The sequence below is a fragment of the Vibrio sp. HB236076 genome (assembly GCF_040957575.1).
In the GTDB taxonomy this organism is placed as follows: domain Bacteria; phylum Pseudomonadota; class Gammaproteobacteria; order Enterobacterales; family Vibrionaceae; genus Vibrio.
Map to the genome: position 1 here is coordinate 2,249,911 of NZ_CP162601.1, position 20,376 is coordinate 2,270,286.

Below are 20,376 nucleotides of genomic sequence, written 5' to 3' on the forward strand. Positions count from 1 at the left end.
ACGAATTTAATCACTGACCGTTAAAAACCCCTTAATTGTATGCGACGCAAAAATTCTGTAATGATGCGCTCGTAAAGTAAATCGCCTAAAAAGGCATCTTCGACATGGTGATCAATACTCGGGTTGTCATTGACTTCAATAACGTACGCTTTGCCATCCACCTCTTTGACATCAACGCCATACAAACCACTGCCGATCAGATTAGCGGCACGAACAGCAACATCGACAACGTGTTTGGGCGCTTGCTTAATATCGAGTGTGGTAAAGCCACCCGATGACACGCGACCGCTGTCGTGATGCTGATAAATTTGCCAATGCCCTCGACTCATCATGTATTGGCAAGCAAAAATCGGCTGTCGATTTAACACCCCAATACGCCAATCATAATCGGTGGGCATATAAGCTTGGGCTAAAATCAACGCGCTTTTATCGAAAATAATATTGGCTTTATCGTTCAGAGACTGCTCATCCGTTACTTTGACGACACCGACGGAAAACGCGCCGTCAGGTACTTTCAGTACCATGGGAAACCCTATTTCTTGTATCGCTTGAGACAGTGCTCTTTGATTTCCTTTGCGCAAAATAACGCTCGGTGGGATCGACACCTTATTACGAGTGAGTAACTCTGTTAAAAAGACTTTATTGGTACACTTCATAATAGATTCAGGGTCATCCATGACAACCAGCCCGAGATCTTGTGCTGCCTTAGCGAACTGATAAGTGAAGTTACTAATGTTGGTGGTGGCGCGAATAAACAAGCCATCAAACTCACCTAAACGTGTAATATCCCCAGGGCCAATCGGTGTCATATTAATCGACAATCTTTGCGCCGCTTTGCGAAAGCGCTTTAATGCGGCTTTATCCGAAGGTGGCATTTTTTCATTATCATCGACTAAAAGCGCTAAATCATAGCGATAACGCTTACTTTGTTTACGAGTACGCCAGACTTTGTGCGAGAACGATTCAAGCGCTTTTGCAAACAGTGTCTGCTCTTCATCATTGAGGTCTTGAAAAGGCAACGGCGTTATGGATTCTAAGTGCCACTGGCCGTTCTGTTGTAAGTGAAAACGCACTTCAATCACGGGGATCATAAATAAAGCGAACACCTTGCGTGCCACCTTATCAAAACCGCGATGGGCGCTATGACCAAAAAACACTTTTGCCTCAATGGTATTCCCTGTCACCTCACAAGCTTCAAAATCGCTTTGTGGCCAATAGGAGACAAAAGGCTGATTGAGATCATTAATGGTCATTACATTGGGAATCACATTATGGCCACGCGCTTCAGCCATTAATGAACAATAGTAGCCACTACTCATGTAGTCATAACGTCGACACAAATTGATCACTTGATAACGTCGCTCATTCGATAATGAGGTATCTTCCAAATACTGCTCTACCGTAACTACCTGATCAGATGGAAAGTAGTTTTTCCAATCTTGCTCTTCATCGGTAACAATTAAAATACTGGCCATGAATTTCCTCTGGCGAAATTAAACAAATTGAGATTAAATAAAGCCACTTTTTCAGATGTGAACCTAACAATGAAGTTTCGAGCTGCACAACTTGCTGATATTCCAGAACTACTCTCTATCGAGGAACAAGTCTTTCCTGGAGATAAGCTCTCGGCAAGACAGATGAAGCGCTTTATCAATTCAACTCATAATGCTTTTATACTTGCGTTCAAAGAACAAACCATAACTGGGTATGCTTTGATGTTATTTCATCGAGGTACGTTGCTTTGTCGGCTTTATTCAATCGCCATTGCACCTCAATACCAAGGTCAAGGTATTGCCAGACAACTGCTCAAGCAATGCGAGACTATTGCGGTATCTAAGGGATACATTACGTTAAGATTAGAAGTCAGGGAAGATAATTTTTCGGCCCGAGCACTCTATGAAAAAATGGGCTTTAAAACGCTCAAAACCTTAGTGCATTATTACGATGATCTCGCAGATGGCTTACGGCTACAAAAGCGCTTAATTCCAGACAAAGCCCAAGTGTCACTTCCTATGCCTTTGTATGTCCAAACCACCCCTTTTACCTGCGGTGCGGCTTGCCTACAGATGAGTTTTGCGACGCTCAACCCTCACTATCAACCGAGCCGACAACAAGAAATACAGCTATGGCGAGAAGCAACAACGGTTTTTATGGCCGCTGGGCATGGCGGGTGTAGTGGGCATGGGTTAGCGTTAGCCGCTCACCGCCGCGGATATGGGGTTGAGCTTTGGTCTCAATCATCCGGTACGCCATTTGTTGACTCTGTCCGTCAGGTTGAGAAAAAAGCGATCATTGAATTGGTCCACGACGATTTTTGTCAGCAATTAGAACAAGCCAATATCCCTGTATTGACCAAAGCACCAAACATTCAACAACTTGAAACTTGGTTAAAGGAACACGCTTGTGTCTTGGTCTTAATCAGCACTTACCGTTTTAATGGCAATAAAGAGCCGCATTGGATTGTTCTTAGCGGTATGAGCGATGACTTTTTCTTTTTTCACGATCCCAGTGTTGAAAATCCAAACCAATTGGTGAGCTCTGCCTCTGTACCAATTAACAAAACCGCCCTGAACCAAATTCTTGGCTTTGGTAAACAAAAGCATACCTGCTGTGTGATCATTACCAAAAGTAAAACCCGCTAGGAATACTCACTCCGAACTCATAGCGCCAATATTGACTCTCATCTCAAAAAGAAGACCCATGTGTATCATTTTTGAGAAAAAGAGCATTAACTCCATGCCAGCGAAAGTGTCCCCTTTCGCTGATAGGGATTGTATTTTAAGCTCTAATCATTAATGACTGCTTTGTAATTAAAACGATGACAAAAAGCAACTTAATTACCAATACCGGGCATCGCTTCATCTCGAAAGGGAAAACCGCGTTCAAAGTCCACATACACACCCCCGATGACACCGTGCTGCATCGCTCGATCGGCTTTATAAAAATTGGCGAAGAGAAAGCGTTAAAAAAAGCCATCGCCCTTAGAAATAAACTGGGCAAACAAATGTGGGGGAAATTCTGGACGAAAGTACTCAAAGACCCATATTTAATGACTCGGCTACCACACAGCCTAGAGCCTAAAATCATTTATAAACCCAACCCAACCCAAGTCGATCCAGATCATCGCGATGCGTGTTACATTGCCAAGTGGCGCGAGTTTAATGAAGAAGGGGCTTACAAGTATCGCACCATAGTTCGTTCAATCAACAAATATGGCAAATTAGCAGCCTACTCACAAACCAAAAAAGCGCTACTTCAAGCCCACAAAGACAGCTTAGAATTGCTGGTGTTTATGGGCCGGCTCAACAGTATCGATCTCAAGTAATCCCATTTAGTTTGCTAGCACAGCGCTTTATCACCGATTACCCATAGTGTTTTTCCTTTACCATGTCGCTGATGGCGCGAATAACAGCGGCGCTAGCTTGTTCGGCTTTTTCGATATGACTCACGAGGTCAAGTAACACGTCATCGTTTTGCATCCAATCGTCTTTGACCAACTTCATTGCCGATTGGACCTCTTGATGGACCTGTTGATGGTACTTCTCTAAATCGCGATACGCCTCTAGATTCGCGTAACTGTTTTTCCCTTCCCCTTCGTAATACCACTGCCCTAAACGGCAGTGTAAATGATCGACTTGTACTTCATCGGCTTCGGCACCCTCACCGTTTTTTTCAAGCCCAATGTAGCCATTTTGCATATAAATCACATGGTCAAGTTTGACCAGTGATGCAAAGGCGGAGTCTTTAGCTTGCCTCGCCACCAATGTTGTTTGCTCCGATGACGATGCGACCTGCTCAAACTGCTCTTCAAACCCCTGAACCGATAATGACACGTCAGCGACTTTTTGCCCTGTCGCCGAGGTTTTGGCCATCATTTGCTCTATATCAGAGGTCAATGTTCCTATTACCGTACCGATTTCTGCCGTTGAGCTGCGCGTGCGATCCGCTAACTGCCTAACTTCGTCGGCCACCACAGCAAATCCTCGTCCCACCTCCCCTGCGCGGGCAGCTTCGATGGCCGCATTTAACGCCAGCAAATTCGTTTGCTCAGCAATTTCCGTGATGATCTTAACCGTATTTGCAATCACATCACTTTGTTTACCCAATTGATTGGCCGTGCGCTCCATACTCGTCATGTGCTGGTTCACTTCATCTAGATCACTGACTAACCCCGAAACTAAATTAAGGCTATTGCGAGCCCCGATACCACTTTCTTTGGCGATATCAACGACATTGCCCATCTTGCTTCCCAAACTCACCAGCTCTTGTTGATTGTTTTTTAAATTGTGCAATAAGTGGGAGGTATTTTGATGGTGCAGTTCACTCATCAAGCGGTTTTGGCGTGAAAAGGTATCTGCTTCTTTCATACTCTCAATGGCTTGATTGACATTTTTCATCATTAAGCCAAACTCGCCAGGCATGCCAACAACCAGACCACGTCGATAAAACTGACGATGACTGCTTTTGTGAAAACTGTTAGAAAGCTCTTTAAAATTGGTCTCGACAATATCAAGAAATTGATTCAATGCCCAAGCGACATGCCCAACTTCCCCTAATCCTTTGGTATGGGTAATTCGGATGTGCGTTTTACCACGGCATGCCTCATCTAAAACCTGCTTTATTCGGAGTAAAGTCTCCAAAGGTTTGCGATAGTCGATATAGGCAATGATCGAAAAAACCACGACAATGCAAGGTGAGAGTATATTTAACAAACCAAAGCCTTGAGTGATGATATCGTTAACGGCTAACAGGGTAGTCATGCCAATAAAAAATAGACTCCAATAAATGAACTTGTGTTTTAAAAGCGGGACATTTCGGCTAGATAGACTGGTTTTCATGCCACATCCCCACGACTAAATTGCTGATAGAGATGAATAACACAGGGCTCATAACTCAATTGATACTGCTGTTCGAGTTGTGACTGAATCCAATGCCAACTTTTTTCCCCAGCCTGCGCTTTCGGGGTTTGCGCTTCAATGTCTAGGGCTTGTTGATAGAGGGGAATGATGATGTTTAGGGCTTGAGGGGGTGCATAGCGTCGTACTGAATAATACCCAACGGTCTCACCATCCACTTTATCAGGCGTAATATTAGCAAACACCCAATAATAATTATTTTCAGCCGTTCGGTTTTTGATAAAACCGAAAAACTCTTCGCCGCTTTTTAAGGTTTTCCAAAGTCCATAAAAAACCCCTTTCGGCATCTCAGCATGGCGAATAATATTGTGATCAAAGCCCAAAAGCTGAGCTTCATTAAAATTGGCTACTTTCATGAAGGTACGATTGACGTAAGCAATTTTTCCTTGTAAATCCGTTTTGCTGACGATAAGTTCACTGGGATCAAACGAGACTTCTTGTCCTGCCATACCTAACCTCTGACATAGAAATATTATTATTATTTCATATAAGCATAATAGGCTTTTTACGATCGTCAAATTCCCTTAGGCATAAAAAATGCAGCCATTAGGCTGCATTTTAATAGAGTTACACTACCGACAGACCAAATTAAGCGTTCGCTTCGCGCTCAGTAATAAAGTCCAAAGCCATGTCAATGCGCTTAATGACGCGCTCTTGACCAATTAAGTGCATCACGGCATCAACCGATGGTGATTGACCGCCACCGGTCACGGCAACGCGAAGCGGCATACCAATTTTACCCATGCCAATCTCAAGCTCATCACAGACGGCTTTGATAACCCCGTGAAGCGCTTCAACACTCCAGTCATTCAAGGCTTCGATTTTCGCTTTCGCAAGAGCCAATGGCTCTTTGGCAACGCCGCGTAAGTGCTTTTTAGCAGCAGCCGGATCAAACTCGCTAAAGTCTTCATAAAAATAACGAATTTGCTCTGTGAGTTGAACCAAGGTGTCACAGCGCTCCCCCACTAAGCTGACCACATCGCTGACTGCAGGGCCATGGCGAGTATCGAGTTTTTGCTCTTCGATATGCCATTGTAAATGCTCAGCAACATAGTTGGCGTCTAACGTCTTAATATAGTGATTATTTAACCAGTTAAGCTTTTCAGTATTAAACGCAGAGGCCGAGCGAGAAATCGCATCTAAGCTAAATAGATCAATCATTTCTTGTTGTGAAAAGATTTCTTGATCGCCATGAGACCAACCTAAACGCACTAAGTAATTATTCAGTGCTTCTGGTAAATAACCCTGATCGCGATATTGCATCACAGAGACTGCGCCGTGGCGTTTTGACAGCTTGGCGCCGTCATCGCCTAAGATCATTGCACAGTGGGCAAACACCGGTACTGGCGCACCTAAAGCTCGATAGATATTGATCTGACGCGGGGTATTGTTAATGTGGTCTTCACCGCGTACCACATGGGTAATGCCCATATCCCAGTCATCAACGACCACGCAGAAGTTGTAGGTTGGTGAGCCATCCGTGCGACGAATAATCAAATCGTCTAGTTGATCATTGCCAATTTCAATACGACCGCGAATTTGGTCTTCAAAGACAACCGAGCCTTGTTTGGGGTTGCGGAAGCGAACCACACAAGGGTCACTCGGTTTAGCTGCCTCGTTAGCTGCTTTTATTTTAGGATGATTGGCATCGTAACGCGGCGATTGCTTGTTTGCTTCTTGCTCCGCTCGCACTTCATCCAACAATTCTTTCGAGGCGTAACATTTATAAGCGAGATCCGCGGCCAACAGTTTGTCGACCTCTTGGTTATAACGATCAAAACGCTTTGTTTGGTAGTAAGGGCCCTCATCCCATTCAAGACCAAGCCAATTCATCCCCTCAAGAATGGCATCGACCGCTTCTTGAGTCGAACGCTCTAAATCAGTGTCTTCGATGCGAAGGACAAACTCACCGCCTTGGTTTTTGGCGTACAACCAAGAGTAAAGCGCAGTTCGAGCACCGCCTACGTGTAAGAAGCCAGTTGGGCTTGGAGCAAAACGAGTTTTAACCGTCATTTGAATTCCTTTGGGATTAACTGAGGGGTCGAGTAACACCCTTGATTTTGTCGGCGTATTTTACCACTGCTTGGCAATTCTACAACCTGAGAGCGAGATCTAGCGTCATTTTTCATTTCGCTTTTTATCCAGTTCAACGATTGACCTTCCCCCTAAGACAAGCCTTAGGATAAAAATCAAATTCTGTATGGAGGGTAATAAAAATGAGCAACACGACATTACCAATTCACGGCTTACACTGCCATCAATGTGTCGATAAAGCTAAGCGTGCGCTAGAGCGTCACGGCATCGCCTTCTCAGCCCTTGATAAAGAGACATTAACATTAGAGGAACGTGTCCCTTTGTCCGTCCTTGAACACACCTTCGAGGAATACGGTTACCATGTTGGCTCGCAAAAACACTATCGACTGCTGGGATTAAGCTGCCAGGCTTGTGTCAATAAACTGCAGCGTCAACTCGAGAAAAGTGACAAGATTGCCGTACAATCTCTCGACACCGATTATCTTAAAGTGTCGACGACTCTGAGCGACCTCGAGCTACAGGCCATGGTATCAGAGCTAGGTTATCAAGCCGAGAGTATCACAGACAGCAGCGTTAATGACCAAACTCACGTCGATACTCACTCGTCGTCTTCACCTTTGACACAACAAGAGCCAAGCTCTCGCTCGCCCTCTTACGAAAAACGCACAACCCGACAAGAAACAAACGATCTCGAATCTTATTATTTAGTCATCGAAGGCATGACATGCGCGAGTTGTGTCGCATCAGTAGAAAAGGCACTCAATCATCACCAAGGCGTACAAAAAACACAAGTTAGCTTAGCGGAGCAAAGTGCGTTAATTTACACCCATTCGTTGTCAGACAGTGACAAAAAGGCAATACGTCAGTCAGTACAACAAGCTGGCTATCAAGCGGATTTTGTCGTTCATGATCAATTGCAAACCGCCCAGAGCCAACAACTGTTTAAACAGAAAAAAGACTATCAATACGGAGCAATTGCCGGGCTCGCTACCGGTGTCCCCTTGATGCTGTGGGGAGCGCTCGGTGGCAGTATGCAAGTCACAACGGCATCTCAGCAATGGGCTTGGGGCTCGATTGGCATTTTGTGCTTTGCCTTACTCGCTACGGTCGGCAGACACTTTTTTATCCATGCATGGCAAGCCATTAAATTTGGCCGCACGACCATGGATACCCTAGTCGCACTTGGGACCGGGGCGGCCTGGCTTTACTCCATGTGCGTCGTCATTTGGCCGGGTGCTTTTCCTGAGCAATCTCGTCACCTTTATTTTGAAGCCAGTGCCATGATCATCGGATTGATCTCTTTGGGTCACTATATTCAAACAAAAGCAAAGCAAGATACGACAAAATCTTTGCAACAATTGGTGCAATTGCAACCTCAAACCGCACTTAGGGTCACAGAGCAAGGCGACCAGGAAATCGCACTTAAGCACGTCGCACTGGGCATGCATTTACGCGTCACTCCTGGCAGTCGGGTCCCCGTCGATGGGCGCATTATCAAAGGCGAGTCTTTTTTCGATGAATCCATGCTAACAGGAGAGTCGATGCCCGTCTCCAAAAGCCCGGGGTACGATGTCAGTGCCGGTACTCAAAACCAGCAAGGCAGTGTGATCATCGAAGCCACTGGTGTCGGAGAAGACACAGTATTGGCCAACATAATTGCCCGAGTGCGGCAAGCGCAAAGTAGCAAACCTAAAATCGCACAACTGGTGGATCAAGTGGCGGCGGTTTTTGTGCCTGTCGTCATCGTTATTGCTTTGCTCTCCGCTCTGATTTGGTGGCTTTGGGGGCCTGAACCACAGCTCAACTATATGATGGTCGTCGCCACCACGGTACTCATTATTGCCTGTCCTTGCGCTTTGGGGTTGGCCACTCCCCTGTCCATCACAACGGCAGTTGGCAAAGCGGCGCAATTGGGGATTTTAATAAAAGACGCCGATGCACTGCAACAAGCCAGTAAAATCAACACTGTGGTGTTTGATAAAACAGGTACCCTGACGCAGGGAAAACCCCAAGTACAAGACTTTGTCACCGCTCAATCACACGCCCAACAAGAGGTATTAGCGCTGTTTTATGGTTTAGAGCAAGGCTCAGAACACCCGCTTGCTCAGGCGATCTGTCAATTTAGCCAACAGAAAAAAGTGCTCGCTGCTGACGTTGAGCAATTTGAAAGTGTCACAGGCCAAGGCGTCAAAGGGCAGTATCACCAGCAGGTTGCCTTACTAGGTTCCTTAGACTTTCTCAAACAACATGCGATTGATTGCCAAGAGTTCTCAGACAGCATTCGCACATACCAACAGCAAGCATGGACCCCGATTGGCTTAGCACTTGATGGTCATATGGTGGGTCTGGTTGGGGTCGCTGACACAATCAAACCCGATGCAAAGCAAACCATTAGCCATTTAAAACAACTGGGTATTAACACCGTGATGTTAACCGGTGATGACCATTACGTGGCGACTCGAGTTGGTGAACAATTAGGTATCGACACCGTTGTGGCGCACGTTCTCCCGGAACAAAAATACGATTATTTGGTTCAATATCAGCAACAAGGGCAACGCGTTGCGATGGTCGGTGATGGCATTAATGACGCTCCCGCACTCGCCCAGGCCGATATGGGTATCGCCATGGGCAATGGCAGTGACATTGCGATTTCAACCGCACATATGACGCTATTGAAATCAAGCCCATACGCTTTAATCGAGGCTATTGCCCTGTCAAAAGCGACCATGAAAAACATCAAACAAAATCTCGTAGGGGCTTTTCTTTACAATTGTTTAGGTATTCCTGTCGCCGCTGGCATTTTATATCCGCTCTGGGGGGTATTACTCAACCCTGTTGTTGCGGGCAGCGCGATGGCACTGTCTTCAATTACCGTGGTGCTCAATGCTCATCGCCTTAAGCACTTTACCTCATAGCGCCACGTTATTGACCTGGAACGCCCAAGCAACGCTCAGTCATCCTCGAATGACTGAGCGGCTTTGTCTTGCTTACTAGAACAAGGCAATGCTAGGGTTAAAAGGACACACAACAAGGATAACCCACCATGAAATGGCTCCCTTTAACCTGTTTTGGCCTTTGGCTTTCTACATTCAGCTTACACGCCACTCCCCTTTTCTGGACGGCAGAAAAAGCGGGGACTCAACTCATGTTACTCGGTTCAATACACGTCGGCCGTGAGGATTTATACCCTCTGCCTAAGCCGGTTATGCAATTTTTGTCTTCAAGTGATGCAATCGTCGTTGAAGCTGATATTCATTCATCCCCACAACTGGATTACCCCAATCAACAACGTACTGAGCAATGGCTAACCAAACCACAAATCACGCAGCTCAAACACATAGCCCAACAAATCGAACTCAACCCCAAAACATTACTCGCTTTGCCTCCTTGGCGAAGTGCGATTTTATTACAATACTCACAACTGAAAAAACTGGGCTACCAAGTCGAGCTCGGCATTGATCATTATCTCATTGAACGAGCTCAAGACGAGCAGATCCCCGTCATCGGTCTAGAAAGTGCGCAACAGCAATTGGATATGTTGGCCAACAGTGAAGATGAAGGACTGAACTTACTGCTCTCAGCGATAGAAGACTTTACCACCACCCCATCGCGATTAAAGCTCTTAGTCCAGGCTTGGAAGAATGGCAATGCAAAGCAATTACAGCGCTTAAGTGATGCGCAGAGCTTACCTGATACTTTGCAACACACCTTGTTGTATGAACGCAATCAGCGCTGGGCAAAAGAGCTGTCTGATCCAGACAACTTTACCTCAGGAAATCGCTATTTAGTCGTGGTCGGTGCTCTGCATTTATTGGGTCCGAATAACCTACTCGATTACCTTGAGCAGCATGGTTATACGCTCAGTGCCCCCAACAGCACATCACCAAACTAGCGATGTTTTCTTGAAACAAAAAAGCCCCGTCATTGCTGACGAGGCTTTAGAATGTGGTCGGTGAAGAGGGATTCGACGCGGCTGGGCTTCCAGACCCCGACCCTCAGTGCTCAACCATGACTATAGCCATAACAAAAAAGCCCCGTCATTGCTGACGAGGCTTTATAATGTGGTCGTGAAGAGGGATTCGACGCGGCTGGGCTTCCAGACCCCGACCCTCAGTGCTCAGCCATAACTATAGCCATAACAAAAAAGCCCCGTCATTGCTGACGAGGCTTTAGAATGTGGTCGGTGAAGAGGGATTCGACGCGGCTGGGCTTCCAGACCCCGACCCTCAGTGCTCAACCATGACTATTGCCATAACAAAAAAGCCTCGTCATTGCTGACGAGGCTTTAAAATGTGGTCGGTGAAGAGGGATTCGACGCGGCTGGGCTTTCAGACCCCGGCCCTCAGTGCTCAGCCATGACTATAGCCATAACAAAAAAGCCTCGTCATTACTGACGAGGCTTTAAAATGTGGTCGGTGAAGAGGGATTCGACGCGGCTGGGCTTCCAGACCCCGACCCTCAGTGCTCAACCATGACTATAGCCATAACAAAAAAGCCCCGTCATTGCTGACGAGGCTTTAGAATGTGGTCGGTGAAGAGGGATTCGACGCGGCTGGGCTTCCAGACCCCGGCCCTCAGTGCTCAACCATGACTATAGCCATAACAAAAAAGCCCCGTCATTGCTGACGAGGCTTTAAAATGTGGTCGGTGAAGAGGGATTCGACGCGGCTGGGCTTCCAGACCCCGACCCTCAGTGCTCAACCATGACTATAGCCATAACAAAAAAGCCCCGTCATTGCTGACGAGGCTTTAGAATGTGGTCGGTGAAGAGGGATTCGACGCGGCTGGGCTTCCAGACCCCGACCCTCAGTGCTCAACCATGACTATAGCCATAACAAAAAAGCCCCGTCATTGCTGACGAGGCTTTAGAATGTGGTCGGTGAAGAGGGATTCGACGCGGCTGGGCTTCCAGACCCCGACCCTCAGTGCTCAACCATGACTATAGCCATAACAAAAAAGCCCCGTCATTGCTGACGAGGCTTTAGAATGTGGTCGGTGAAGAGGGATTCGACGCGGCTGGGCTTCCAGACCCCGACCCTCAGTGCTCAACCATGACTATAGCCATAACAAAAAAGCCCCGTCATTGCTGACGAGGCTTTAGAATGTGGTCGGTGAAGAGGGATTCGAACCCCCGACCCTCTGGTCCCAAACCAGATGCGCTACCAAGCTGCGCTATTCACCGAGACGACATCTTGTCGATGTGGGCGTATACTACTGATTTTTTTGTTCAGTGCAAGGGGTTTTCAAAAAAAGAAAACCGACTGCTCAAACAAACATCAAACCCGCTGTGTTTAATTATTATTTTATACCTAATGTCTATTGATCTGGATCAGACCAAAAGGAAATCATTTCGTTATACTGAGCTTGTCACGTAAAAGCCCAGTTGAACAGCTTACTTTTCAACGGCTTCTTTTGACAAATCTCCTCACTAGATCTCGCGTCACGGCACATATGTCAGCGCACCGGAGTGACACTTTATCACTCCGGTTTCTTTTTTATTTTTCACACAAATTATCTTGATTCCCACACATTGATGCTTAGTATTAACCCTTTATGGCTATTAAAGAGAAGTGTGACCATGAAAGATGATGATTTGGATCTTTTTCAACAAATGATGGGCGATGTAAAACCCTTAGTCCAAGACACAACCCTTCACAAAAAACGTCACCAAGTCACCGATGCACACCTCGCCAAGCGCCAAGCGGCGATGTGGCTTGGCGAAGAGTCCGAAGACTACCTCACCCTTGATAACGCACCAATGATCAAACCCGAAGATATCGTGGAATACAAAAGGGATGGAGTACAAGACGGTGTCTATCGCAAATTGCGTTTGGGTAAATACCCCATTCAAGCCAAACTGGATCTACACAAAAAAAGCCTTGAGCAAGCAAGAAACGAAGTGGTTTCCTTTTTAAAACAATGCTTGAGAATGGACATACGTACCGCGTTAATTGTTCATGGCAAAGGCGCAGGCGCGAATCCACCCGCGTTAATGAAAAGCTACGTCGCCCACTGGTTAACACAAATCAGAGATGTACAATGCGTGCACAGCGCACAGCGATTTCATGGTGGCAGCGGTGCGGTGTATGTCTTACTGAGAAAGAGCGCGGAAAAAAAACTAGAAACACGAGAAAGGCACCAAAAACGCCTTGGATAAGTCCAGATTACTGTTAGACTATCGCCCCTTAAATTCACAGCCGTTGGGAAACGTAAACCATGACCACATCAGCACAAAGTAAACGCCTTAATAAATTCATCAGTGAAACGGGGTTTTGCTCACGCAGAGAAGCTGACCGCCTTATCGAGCAAGGCCGAGTAACCATTAATGGTCAGGCCCCGGAAATGGGCATGCAAGTTCATTCTGGCGATCAAGTAGCTATCGATGGCAAGCCTCTAAAAGCCAAGCCGAAAACCATCTACATCGCCTTAAATAAACCAACGGGCATCACCTGCACTACCGAACGAGACATCCCCGGTAACATCGTCGACTTTATTGGTCATAAGGAACGTATTTTCCCGATTGGTCGTCTCGACAAACCGTCAGACGGTTTGATTTTTTTGACCAATGATGGCGACATTGTCAACAAAATCCTGCGTGCGGGTAACCAACACGAAAAAGAATACGTGGTACGGGTCGATAAACCTATCACGGCTGCCTTCATCAAAAAAATGGCGTCTGGCGTCGAGATCTTAGACACGGTCACCTTGCCTTGTCAGATCCAACAAGAAACCAAATTCTCTTTTCGCATTGTGTTAACTCAAGGGTTGAATCGTCAAATCCGCAGAATGTGCGAAGCGCTCGGCTATCAAGTTCTCAAACTGCGCCGAGTAAGAATTATGAACATCACCATTGATGGTCTACCTAACGGGCATTGGCGTTATTTAGACGACAGTGAGGTCGCCACTTTATTGCAATTATGTGATAACTCCACCGGTACCGAAGAAGCCTCAAAGTACAATGCTAAAGGGCAACGGATTCACAAAGCCACCGATGCCAAGTTGTTTGATAGCCGAGCAGAAAATCAAGACTCCAAAGCGCGTCGCAACCCAAAAGCGCGTTCTTACCAAGGCCGTGATGCCGATCGTTTCCGTCACTCACCAAACAAAGGAAACAAGAACAAGCCAAGCACAGTAAATCCACAACGTCGCAAGTCATCCCATTCATCAAACAATAGCGAGACCAGAGCCCGTACTTCGGGAGGAACCTTGTCATTAAAAAAGTGATCCCAACATCAACATGTCGCTCAATGGTTGAATGAACGAAAACCACCCGAGTTAGCTCCGCAGTTGGTCGTCGCTGAGGGAAAAAGCCTAAAGACCAAGTCGGCATTTTCTATTGAGTACGAGTAAAGCAATCACTTTACTCGTTCTTGTTTAATGCCACTTGCGACGTGTTCACCGGCTACAGTGCCTCATTATAAAGTGAGGCTTCCCTGTTTCAATCGATCAGCTTTGCGACTTTTCCCCGGGTTAGGGCTAACAAGTCACTGGCGGACAACTCAATTTCCAGCCCCCTTCTCCCTGCACTGACACAAATGGTTTGCCAGGCTTGAGCACTGACATCCAGCACTGTTGGTAAGGCTTTTTTCTGACCGAGTGGACTGATACCACCGAGGATATAACCGGTTGTTGTCTCAGCTATCTTCGGGTCAGCCATCGCCACTTTTTTCACGCCCAATGCTTTAGCGGCTTGCTTTAAATTGAGATGGTGAGCAACGGGAATAATCGTAACGGCTAATTCTTTTGCGTTGCCATTTAAACTGACAAGTAGGGTCTTAAACACTTTATTGGCGTCTTGTCCTAAAGCTTCAGCGGCTTCAAGGCCAAAACTGGTCGCTCTGGGGTCGTGCTGATACTGATGGAGGGTATAAGAAATCTTGCGCTTTTCAGCCAATTCAATTGCGGGGGTCACCTTAGATCTCCTTATCTCGGTGGTCAAAAAAAGAGCCGGTAATCCGACTCTTTTTCACCAGGCTGTCTTAATTACTTGATGTCAATGTGCTCAAAACCTTTAATCAAATCATCTAAGGCTTTCATTTGCACCAAAAATGGCTCTAACTTATCTAAAGGCAACGCCGATGGACCATCACACTTGGCTTGATCTGGCGTTGGGTGCGCTTCAATAAACAAACCGGCAATACCCGTTGCCAAGCCAGCTTTAGCAAGCTCAACGGTTTGCTCACGGCGGCCTCCTGAAGCAGCACCAGACGGATCGCGCATTTGCAAAGAATGCGTGACATCAAAGATGATTGGGCTGCCCTGTGACGCTTTTTTCATTACACCAAAACCAAGCATATCAACCACAAGGTTATCGTAACCATGGCATGCACCGCGTTCGCATAAGATGATGTTATCGTTGCCACATTCAGCGAATTTCTCAACAATATTGCCCACTTGACCTGGGCTCATAAATTGAGGTTTTTTGACATTGATAACGGCGCCAGTTTTCGCCATCGCTTCAACCAGGTCGGTTTGACGAGCGAGAAACGCCGGCAACTGAATAACATCTACCACATCGGCGACAGGTTGACATTGCGCTTCTGTGTGGACATCGGTGATGATTTTAACCCCAAAAGTCTCTTTCAACTCTTGGAATATTTTCATGCCTTCTTCCAAACCAGGGCCGCGATAGGAGTGAACTGAACTGCGGTTTGCCTTATCAAAAGACGCTTTAAACACATAAGGAATGCCGAGTTTCTCTGTCACTTTTACATAGTGCTCACAGATTTGCATCGCCATATCGCGTGATTCCAGTACATTCATTCCAGCAAACAAGGTGAATGGCTTATCGTTTGCCACGTCAATATGGCCAATTTTTACAGTTTTCTGTTCCATGGTAATTCTCTTTGGTTAGTGCAACGTGACAGGAGTATGATTTAAATCACTGATTTGTGTTTTTAGCAGATCAGTAACAGGATCGTTCGGGCATTGCTCAACAAAAAATTGAAAATCATTCGCCGCGATTTGCGGGCACTCGAGTTGCTGGTAAATAAACCCGCGATCTCTGATTTCATAAGGATCATCGGGCACTAAAATCAGAGCCAAATTGGTACACGCAAGCGCCAAATCGTATTTTTCTTCTTGCAGTAGCATATTTTTACACATTCCGAGCCAACGCCCGATCACGGTAGGATGATCGCTTTTTTGCAAGTACTCATTTTTGAGTTCGGCTAACTGGCCTTCTTTTCCCTTTAACCAAGCGTGTAATACATGGGTACTCACATCGTCACCGTTGGCCGGATTGATAAACCTAACCGGCCTATCTGGCCAATCGACACGCAAAATGAACTGAGTCGGAAACACCACACCGCTCACGGGTAAATTTAAGCGCTGAGCAAGGTAAATAAAAATGACCCCTAAGCTCACTGGTACCCCTTTGCGGCGCTTTAGCACCTTATCGACAAAACCATTTTGCGAACTGTAATAATTTTCGATATCTTCTTGAAACTGCCACTGGCGATAAAACAAACGCAACAACGCATCCAAGCGTTGGTATTCATCCGCTTCGACTGACACGAATTGTTCAGCATGTTGAGCGAGTCGCTCTAATTCTTGTTTTGCCCAGTGGACCTCTGTTGTCGGGTCAATGGCCTCATTGAGTGCCAAAGCCCCTTCTGCCAAGGACATATTATCAAAGTCTTCATCTACAAAAGTCTGCATGACGGACACCTAATTTTAACCTACCTCAACCAAATAAAACCGGCATTTTCGTCACCGCAATTTTACCCGCCATTGCCAACCAGCCAATTGCGCCTAAAAAAGCAAAGGTTCTCAGCAGTTTATTATTGGCCAATTTAAGGGCAAAAAATCCCAACGCGATATAAGCCAGTACACAGGTTAACTTTTCTGTTAACCAGGGGGCTGCATCAGTAAATGGGATAAAACCGGTCATCGAAATCAAGGCAATGCCGGATAACAACAAAAAAGTATCATTGACATGTGGAAATACTTTCAAAAATTTATGATTTACTTTTGGTGAGTTCATCATAACAAGTACGTATCTCAGAGATAACATCACGACACTGACCCCAATGGTCAGAAAGTGAAAGTGTTTTAAGGCTTCATACATTGTTATCGTTCTCTCAATAAATTATGGGGCCAAAAAGCCAATAGTGACCCGATCTAGGCCTGCGTCATCTTGAATCGTTTCGACATCAGTATAGCCTTGATTCAAAAAGAAATCGCGCACCAATTTCCCTTGTTCGAACCCGTGTTCAAACACCACCCCACCACCAGGCAATAAAAATGGCTTCGCCGCCGAAATAATGTGTTTAATGTCCGCCATGCCCTGATCTTTGGCAACTAAAGCACTCAGGGGTTCAAAGCGAACGTCTCCCTGAGATAAATGCGGGTCATTTTCGTCGATATAAGGCGGGTTAGACACAATCAGAGCAAACTTTTTTCCAGTAAGCTCAGAAAACCAATGGCTCGTGCAAAACTGAGCATTATGGATCGACAGTGCCAAACCATTTTGCTGGGCGAGTTCCACTGCCTCAGGGCGAACATCCACCCCAGTGACACTAAGTGATGGGCATTCACTGGCAATGGCTAAGGCAATGGCGCCAGTACCGGTACCCAAATCCAAAACGGGCCCTGATAGCGCACCATTTTTGATCACACTTAAAGCCACTTCGACTAGCTTTTCCGTATCTGGCCTCGGGATTAAGGTGGTCGGCGATACTTTTAACGGCAAAGACCAAAACTCTCGAAGCCCGACAATATAAGCGATGGGCTCCCCAGCCAGTCGCCGGGTAAGCAAGGCTTGTGCTTGAATATATTCTGGCTCGGTTAAGGCTTTATCTGGCCAAGTAAACAAATAACTGCGCGGTTTTTGCAATGCATGGCACAGCAATACCGCCGCATCGAGCGATGCAGAAGCAATGCCATGGCAATGCAACTGCTCGCGTGCCTTAGCCAACCAGGACTCAACCGTGATCTCATCAGTCATAGCTGTCATCAGTTGTTTTAATTATCGCCCGCTAAAGCGGCTAACTGATCCGCTTGATGCTCTTGTATTACTGGGCCGATCAACGAATACACATCCCCTTCCATGACCTCTGACAAACGGTAAAGCGTCAGGTTAATACGGTGATCGGAAACACGACCTTGGGGATAATTATAGGTACGGATACGATCGCTGCGATCCCCAGAACCCAGCAGATTACGACGAGTATCAGACTCTTCGGCAGCGCGTTTGGCTTCTTCAGCTTGTGCAATTCTCGCTGCCAATACCGCCATCGCTTTTGCTTTGTTTTTATGCTGAGAGCGTTCATCCTGACACTCAACAACCGTACCGGTTGGCAAGTGAGTAATACGAATTGCAGAATCTGTGGTGTTGACGTGCTGACCGCCTGCGCCCGATGCGCGGAAAGTATCAATTTTCAAATCGCCAGCTTTTAATTCCGGCACTTCCGCTTCAGGAATTTCAGGTAAAATAGCCACAGTACAAGCCGATGTATGCACACGACCTTGGGATTCCGTTGCTGGAACTCGTTGCACTCGATGCCCACCGGACTCAAATTTAAGTTCGCCATAAACGCCTTCACCAGCGATTTTGGCGATCATCTCTTTATAACCACCATGTTCGGCCTCATTCGCCGACATAATTTCGATTCTCCAGCCTTTTTTCTCGGCATATTTACTGTACATACGGAACAAGTCACCAGCAAAAATACCCGCTTCATCGCCGCCAGCACCGGCGCGAATTTCCAAAAAGCAGTTACGGTCATCGTTGGGATCTTTTGGCAGTAACAGAATCTGCAATTCGTCGCTTAACGATTCCATGCTTTCTTTGGCCATTTGAATTTCATCTTGGGCCATAGCGCGCATCTCTTCATCATCTTCATTGGCCATGTCTTGTGCCGCCGCCAAATCGTCTTGTGCCTGCTGATATTTTTGAAAGCACTGAGTGACTTCTTCGAGCTGAGAGTACTCTTTTGACAATGATCTAAAGCGATCTTGATCGCCAATCACATCTGGGTCGCCCAGTAAGTGCTGCACTTCTTCGTAACGTTCAACCAAAGTTTCTAATTTGGTGATAATCGAGGGTTTCATCATGATTTTCTTTTTCTTTATGATTTAAGATCATCCAAGCCAATACTTTGGCGAATGATCGATAACTTATTAGGATCCCCTTGCTCTGCTGCGTCTTGCAAAGCGCGAGTCGGCGCGTGGATCAATTTATTGGTCAGCTTGTTGCTCAGCTCATTAAGTACTTTTTCCGCATCCATACCAGCCGCCAATGACTGCAAACTCTTGGCCAATAATTCTTCTCTGATCAGATTGGCAGATTGGCGGAACTCGCGAATACTGTCCACTGCTTGTAAAGAGCGCATCCAAGTCATAAAAGCAGCACTCTCTTCACTGACAATGGCTTCTGCTTGGATGGCGGCCATTTTTCGCTGCTCAATGTTCTGATCGATAATACTTTGTAAATCATCGACTGAATACAAATACACGTCCGACAGATCACCGACTTGTGCTTCAACATCACGGGGCACCGCAATATCGACCACGAGGACAGGCTGATGTTTACGCCGTTTTAGCGCACTTTCCATCATGCCTTTACCAATGATCGGCAAAGGACTGGCCGTTGAGCTGATCACAATATCGGCTCGGTGCAGGTGGTCGGGAATATCGCTCAAGCTAATGACTTCAGCGCCAAACTCATTCGCCAGTCCCATTGCGCGTTCACGGGTTCGGTTAGCGACGATCATTTGACCGCAGCCATTACTGTCTAAGTGTTTGGCAACCAGTTCTATGGTTTCACCTGCCCCAACGAGCAAGACGGTGGTTTTTTGTAATGACTCAAAAATGTGCTTTGCCAGTGTGCATGCCGCATAAGCCACCGACACCGCATTACCACCAATATCGGTTTCGGTCCGCACTCGCTTGGCAACGGAAAAAGCTTTTTGAAACAACTTATCGGTCGCCATATCAACAGCTTGTAGCGATTTGGCATCGGAATAAGCTTGTTTAACCTGACCGAGTATTTGCGGCTCACCCAGTACAAGAGAATCGAGACCACACGACACACGCATCAAGTGCTTAATGGCCGCCTGCTCTTCGTGAATATACAAACTGGGTTTAAGTTCTTCTGGGGGCACTTGGTGAAAGTCAATCAACCAATCAATCAACTTATTTCTGTCCCCACTGTTCACATCACAGTAAAGCTCCGTGCGGTTACAAGTCGAAACAATCACACTGCCGTGCACCGAGTCGTGTTGACTGAGTTGATTGAGTGCGAGAGGTAATTTTTCTGGACCAAACGCCACTTTTTCACGCAGCTCAACCGTCGCAGTATTGTGATTAATTCCGATAGCAAGCAAGGACATTTGAGTGATGGTTCTCTGTGAACAATGAGAATAAGGTCAGGAATTTTACTTGAAGCTGACCCGGTTTAAAAGGGGAAGCGATTTGTTTTCAT

The 20,376-nt window shown here is 46.3% G+C and carries 17 protein-coding genes and 1 tRNA gene; 6 read left to right on the forward strand and 12 right to left on the reverse strand.

The window, feature by feature from the left end; genetic code table 11:
* Positions 1 to 20 precede the first annotated feature (20 nt).
* Entirely contained in the window at positions 21 to 1,475 is a 1,455-nt protein-coding gene (locus tag AB0763_RS09780) for a RimK family protein (protein WP_306100866.1), read from the reverse strand.
* Between the two features lie 69 nt (positions 1,476 to 1,544).
* Between AB0763_RS09780 and AB0763_RS09785 the strand changes: the two genes are divergently transcribed.
* Together AB0763_RS09785 and AB0763_RS09790 are read left to right on the forward strand one after the other, a co-directional pair.
* Positions 1,545 to 2,642, forward strand: a complete 1,098-nt coding sequence (locus tag AB0763_RS09785; RefSeq protein ID WP_306100865.1) for a GNAT family N-acetyltransferase/peptidase C39 family protein — start codon at positions 1,545 to 1,547, stop codon at positions 2,640 to 2,642.
* Positions 2,643 to 2,818: 176 nt separating this feature from the next.
* Positions 2,819 to 3,325 (forward strand): Fe3+-citrate ABC transporter substrate-binding protein, encoded by a 507-nt coding sequence (locus tag AB0763_RS09790; RefSeq protein ID WP_306100864.1) that lies wholly within the window; start codon positions 2,819 to 2,821, stop codon positions 3,323 to 3,325.
* A gap of 37 nt (positions 3,326 to 3,362) precedes the next feature.
* Here the strand turns inward: AB0763_RS09790 and AB0763_RS09795 are convergent, their stop codons facing one another.
* The 3 genes from AB0763_RS09795 to gltX form a co-directional block, all read right to left on the reverse strand.
* Entirely contained in the window at positions 3,363 to 4,838 is a 1,476-nt protein-coding gene (locus AB0763_RS09795) for a methyl-accepting chemotaxis protein (protein ID WP_306100863.1), read from the reverse strand.
* Positions 4,835 to 5,365, reverse strand: a complete 531-nt coding sequence (locus tag AB0763_RS09800) for a PAS domain-containing protein (RefSeq protein WP_306100862.1) — start codon at positions 5,363 to 5,365, stop codon at positions 4,835 to 4,837. The genes AB0763_RS09795 and AB0763_RS09800 overlap by 4 nt, the downstream gene beginning before the upstream one ends.
* A 139-nt stretch (positions 5,366 to 5,504) precedes the next feature.
* Positions 5,505 to 6,929, reverse strand: coding sequence for a glutamate--tRNA ligase (gene gltX / locus AB0763_RS09805; RefSeq protein WP_306100861.1), 1,425 nt, complete (start codon positions 6,927 to 6,929; stop codon positions 5,505 to 5,507).
* A 203-nt stretch (positions 6,930 to 7,132) separates the two neighbouring features.
* Between gltX and AB0763_RS09810 the strand changes: the two genes are divergently transcribed.
* Both AB0763_RS09810 and AB0763_RS09815 read left to right on the forward strand, forming a co-directional pair.
* On the forward strand, positions 7,133 to 9,865 hold the full coding sequence (locus AB0763_RS09810) for a heavy metal translocating P-type ATPase (protein WP_306100860.1): 2,733 nt from the start codon (positions 7,133 to 7,135) through the stop codon (positions 9,863 to 9,865).
* Positions 9,866 to 9,993: 128 nt separating this feature from the next.
* On the forward strand, positions 9,994 to 10,842 hold the full coding sequence (locus tag AB0763_RS09815) for a TraB/GumN family protein (protein WP_306100859.1): 849 nt from the start codon (positions 9,994 to 9,996) through the stop codon (positions 10,840 to 10,842).
* A 1,213-nt stretch (positions 10,843 to 12,055) separates the two neighbouring features.
* Here AB0763_RS09815 and AB0763_RS09820 read toward each other — a convergent pair.
* A tRNA-Pro gene (locus AB0763_RS09820) sits at positions 12,056 to 12,132 on the reverse strand.
* Between the two features lie 396 nt (positions 12,133 to 12,528).
* Here AB0763_RS09820 and smrA point away from each other — a divergent pair.
* Complete coding sequence (gene smrA / locus AB0763_RS09825) at positions 12,529 to 13,107, forward strand: DNA endonuclease SmrA (protein ID WP_306100844.1); 579 nt, start codon at positions 12,529 to 12,531, stop codon at positions 13,105 to 13,107.
* 59 nt (positions 13,108 to 13,166) lie between these two features.
* A complete protein-coding gene (gene rluF, locus AB0763_RS09830; protein WP_306100843.1) occupies positions 13,167 to 14,174 on the forward strand; it encodes a 23S rRNA pseudouridine(2604) synthase RluF in 1,008 nt (335 codons plus the stop codon).
* A 214-nt stretch (positions 14,175 to 14,388) separates the two neighbouring features.
* On the opposite strand, the gene ybaK is transcribed toward rluF, so the two are convergent.
* The 7 genes from ybaK to hemA all read right to left on the reverse strand — a co-directional run bounded on the left by ybaK (position 14,389) and on the right by hemA (position 20,284).
* Complete coding sequence (gene ybaK, locus AB0763_RS09835; protein WP_306100842.1) at positions 14,389 to 14,862, reverse strand: Cys-tRNA(Pro) deacylase; 474 nt, start codon at positions 14,860 to 14,862, stop codon at positions 14,389 to 14,391.
* 71 nt (positions 14,863 to 14,933) lie between these two features.
* Positions 14,934 to 15,785 carry a 3-deoxy-8-phosphooctulonate synthase gene (kdsA, locus tag AB0763_RS09840; protein WP_306100841.1) on the reverse strand — a complete coding sequence of 284 codons (852 nt, stop codon included), beginning with the start codon at positions 15,783 to 15,785 and terminating at the stop codon, positions 14,934 to 14,936.
* Positions 15,786 to 15,800: 15 nt separating this feature from the next.
* Complete coding sequence (locus tag AB0763_RS09845; protein WP_306100840.1) at positions 15,801 to 16,610, reverse strand: SirB1 family protein; 810 nt, start codon at positions 16,608 to 16,610, stop codon at positions 15,801 to 15,803.
* Between the two features lie 25 nt (positions 16,611 to 16,635).
* On the reverse strand, positions 16,636 to 17,019 hold the full coding sequence (locus AB0763_RS09850) for a SirB2 family protein (RefSeq protein ID WP_306100839.1): 384 nt from the start codon (positions 17,017 to 17,019) through the stop codon (positions 16,636 to 16,638).
* Positions 17,020 to 17,040: 21 nt separating this feature from the next.
* Positions 17,041 to 17,898, reverse strand: a complete 858-nt coding sequence (gene prmC / locus AB0763_RS09855; RefSeq protein ID WP_306100838.1) for a peptide chain release factor N(5)-glutamine methyltransferase — start codon at positions 17,896 to 17,898, stop codon at positions 17,041 to 17,043.
* A gap of 17 nt (positions 17,899 to 17,915) precedes the next feature.
* Complete coding sequence (gene prfA / locus AB0763_RS09860) at positions 17,916 to 19,004, reverse strand: peptide chain release factor 1 (protein WP_306100858.1); 1,089 nt, start codon at positions 19,002 to 19,004, stop codon at positions 17,916 to 17,918.
* Between the two features lie 17 nt (positions 19,005 to 19,021).
* Positions 19,022 to 20,284, reverse strand: coding sequence for a glutamyl-tRNA reductase (gene hemA / locus AB0763_RS09865; protein ID WP_306100837.1), 1,263 nt, complete (start codon positions 20,282 to 20,284; stop codon positions 19,022 to 19,024).
* Positions 20,285 to 20,376: the final 92 nt, after the last annotated feature.

Bases quoted from the DNA above. Each gene is read 5' to 3' on its own strand.
- AB0763_RS09795 (WP_306100863.1), bottom strand. From the start codon at position 4,838: ATGAAAACCAGTCTATCTAGCCGAAATGTCCCGCTTTTAAAACACAAG.
- kdsA (WP_306100841.1), bottom strand. From the start codon at position 15,785: ATGGAACAGAAAACTGTAAAAATTGGCCATATTGACGTGGCAAACGAT.
- AB0763_RS09780 (WP_306100866.1), bottom strand. From the start codon at position 1,475: ATGGCCAGTATTTTAATTGTTACCGATGAAGAGCAAGATTGGAAAAAC.
- AB0763_RS09810 (WP_306100860.1), top strand. From the start codon at position 7,133: ATGAGCAACACGACATTACCAATTCACGGCTTACACTGCCATCAATGT.
- AB0763_RS09845 (WP_306100840.1), bottom strand. From the start codon at position 16,610: ATGCAGACTTTTGTAGATGAAGACTTTGATAATATGTCCTTGGCAGAA.
- AB0763_RS09785 (WP_306100865.1), top strand. From the start codon at position 1,545: ATGAAGTTTCGAGCTGCACAACTTGCTGATATTCCAGAACTACTCTCT.
- hemA (WP_306100837.1), bottom strand. From the start codon at position 20,284: ATGTCCTTGCTTGCTATCGGAATTAATCACAATACTGCGACGGTTGAG.
- prfA (WP_306100858.1), bottom strand. From the start codon at position 19,004: ATGAAACCCTCGATTATCACCAAATTAGAAACTTTGGTTGAACGTTAC.
- gltX (WP_306100861.1), bottom strand. From the start codon at position 6,929: ATGACGGTTAAAACTCGTTTTGCTCCAAGCCCAACTGGCTTCTTACAC.
- AB0763_RS09790 (WP_306100864.1), top strand. From the start codon at position 2,819: ATGACAAAAAGCAACTTAATTACCAATACCGGGCATCGCTTCATCTCG.
- smrA (WP_306100844.1), top strand. From the start codon at position 12,529: ATGAAAGATGATGATTTGGATCTTTTTCAACAAATGATGGGCGATGTA.
- AB0763_RS09800 (WP_306100862.1), bottom strand. From the start codon at position 5,365: ATGGCAGGACAAGAAGTCTCGTTTGATCCCAGTGAACTTATCGTCAGC.
- prmC (WP_306100838.1), bottom strand. From the start codon at position 17,898: ATGACTGATGAGATCACGGTTGAGTCCTGGTTGGCTAAGGCACGCGAG.
- AB0763_RS09850 (WP_306100839.1), bottom strand. From the start codon at position 17,019: ATGTATGAAGCCTTAAAACACTTTCACTTTCTGACCATTGGGGTCAGT.
- AB0763_RS09815 (WP_306100859.1), top strand. From the start codon at position 9,994: ATGAAATGGCTCCCTTTAACCTGTTTTGGCCTTTGGCTTTCTACATTC.
- rluF (WP_306100843.1), top strand. From the start codon at position 13,167: ATGACCACATCAGCACAAAGTAAACGCCTTAATAAATTCATCAGTGAA.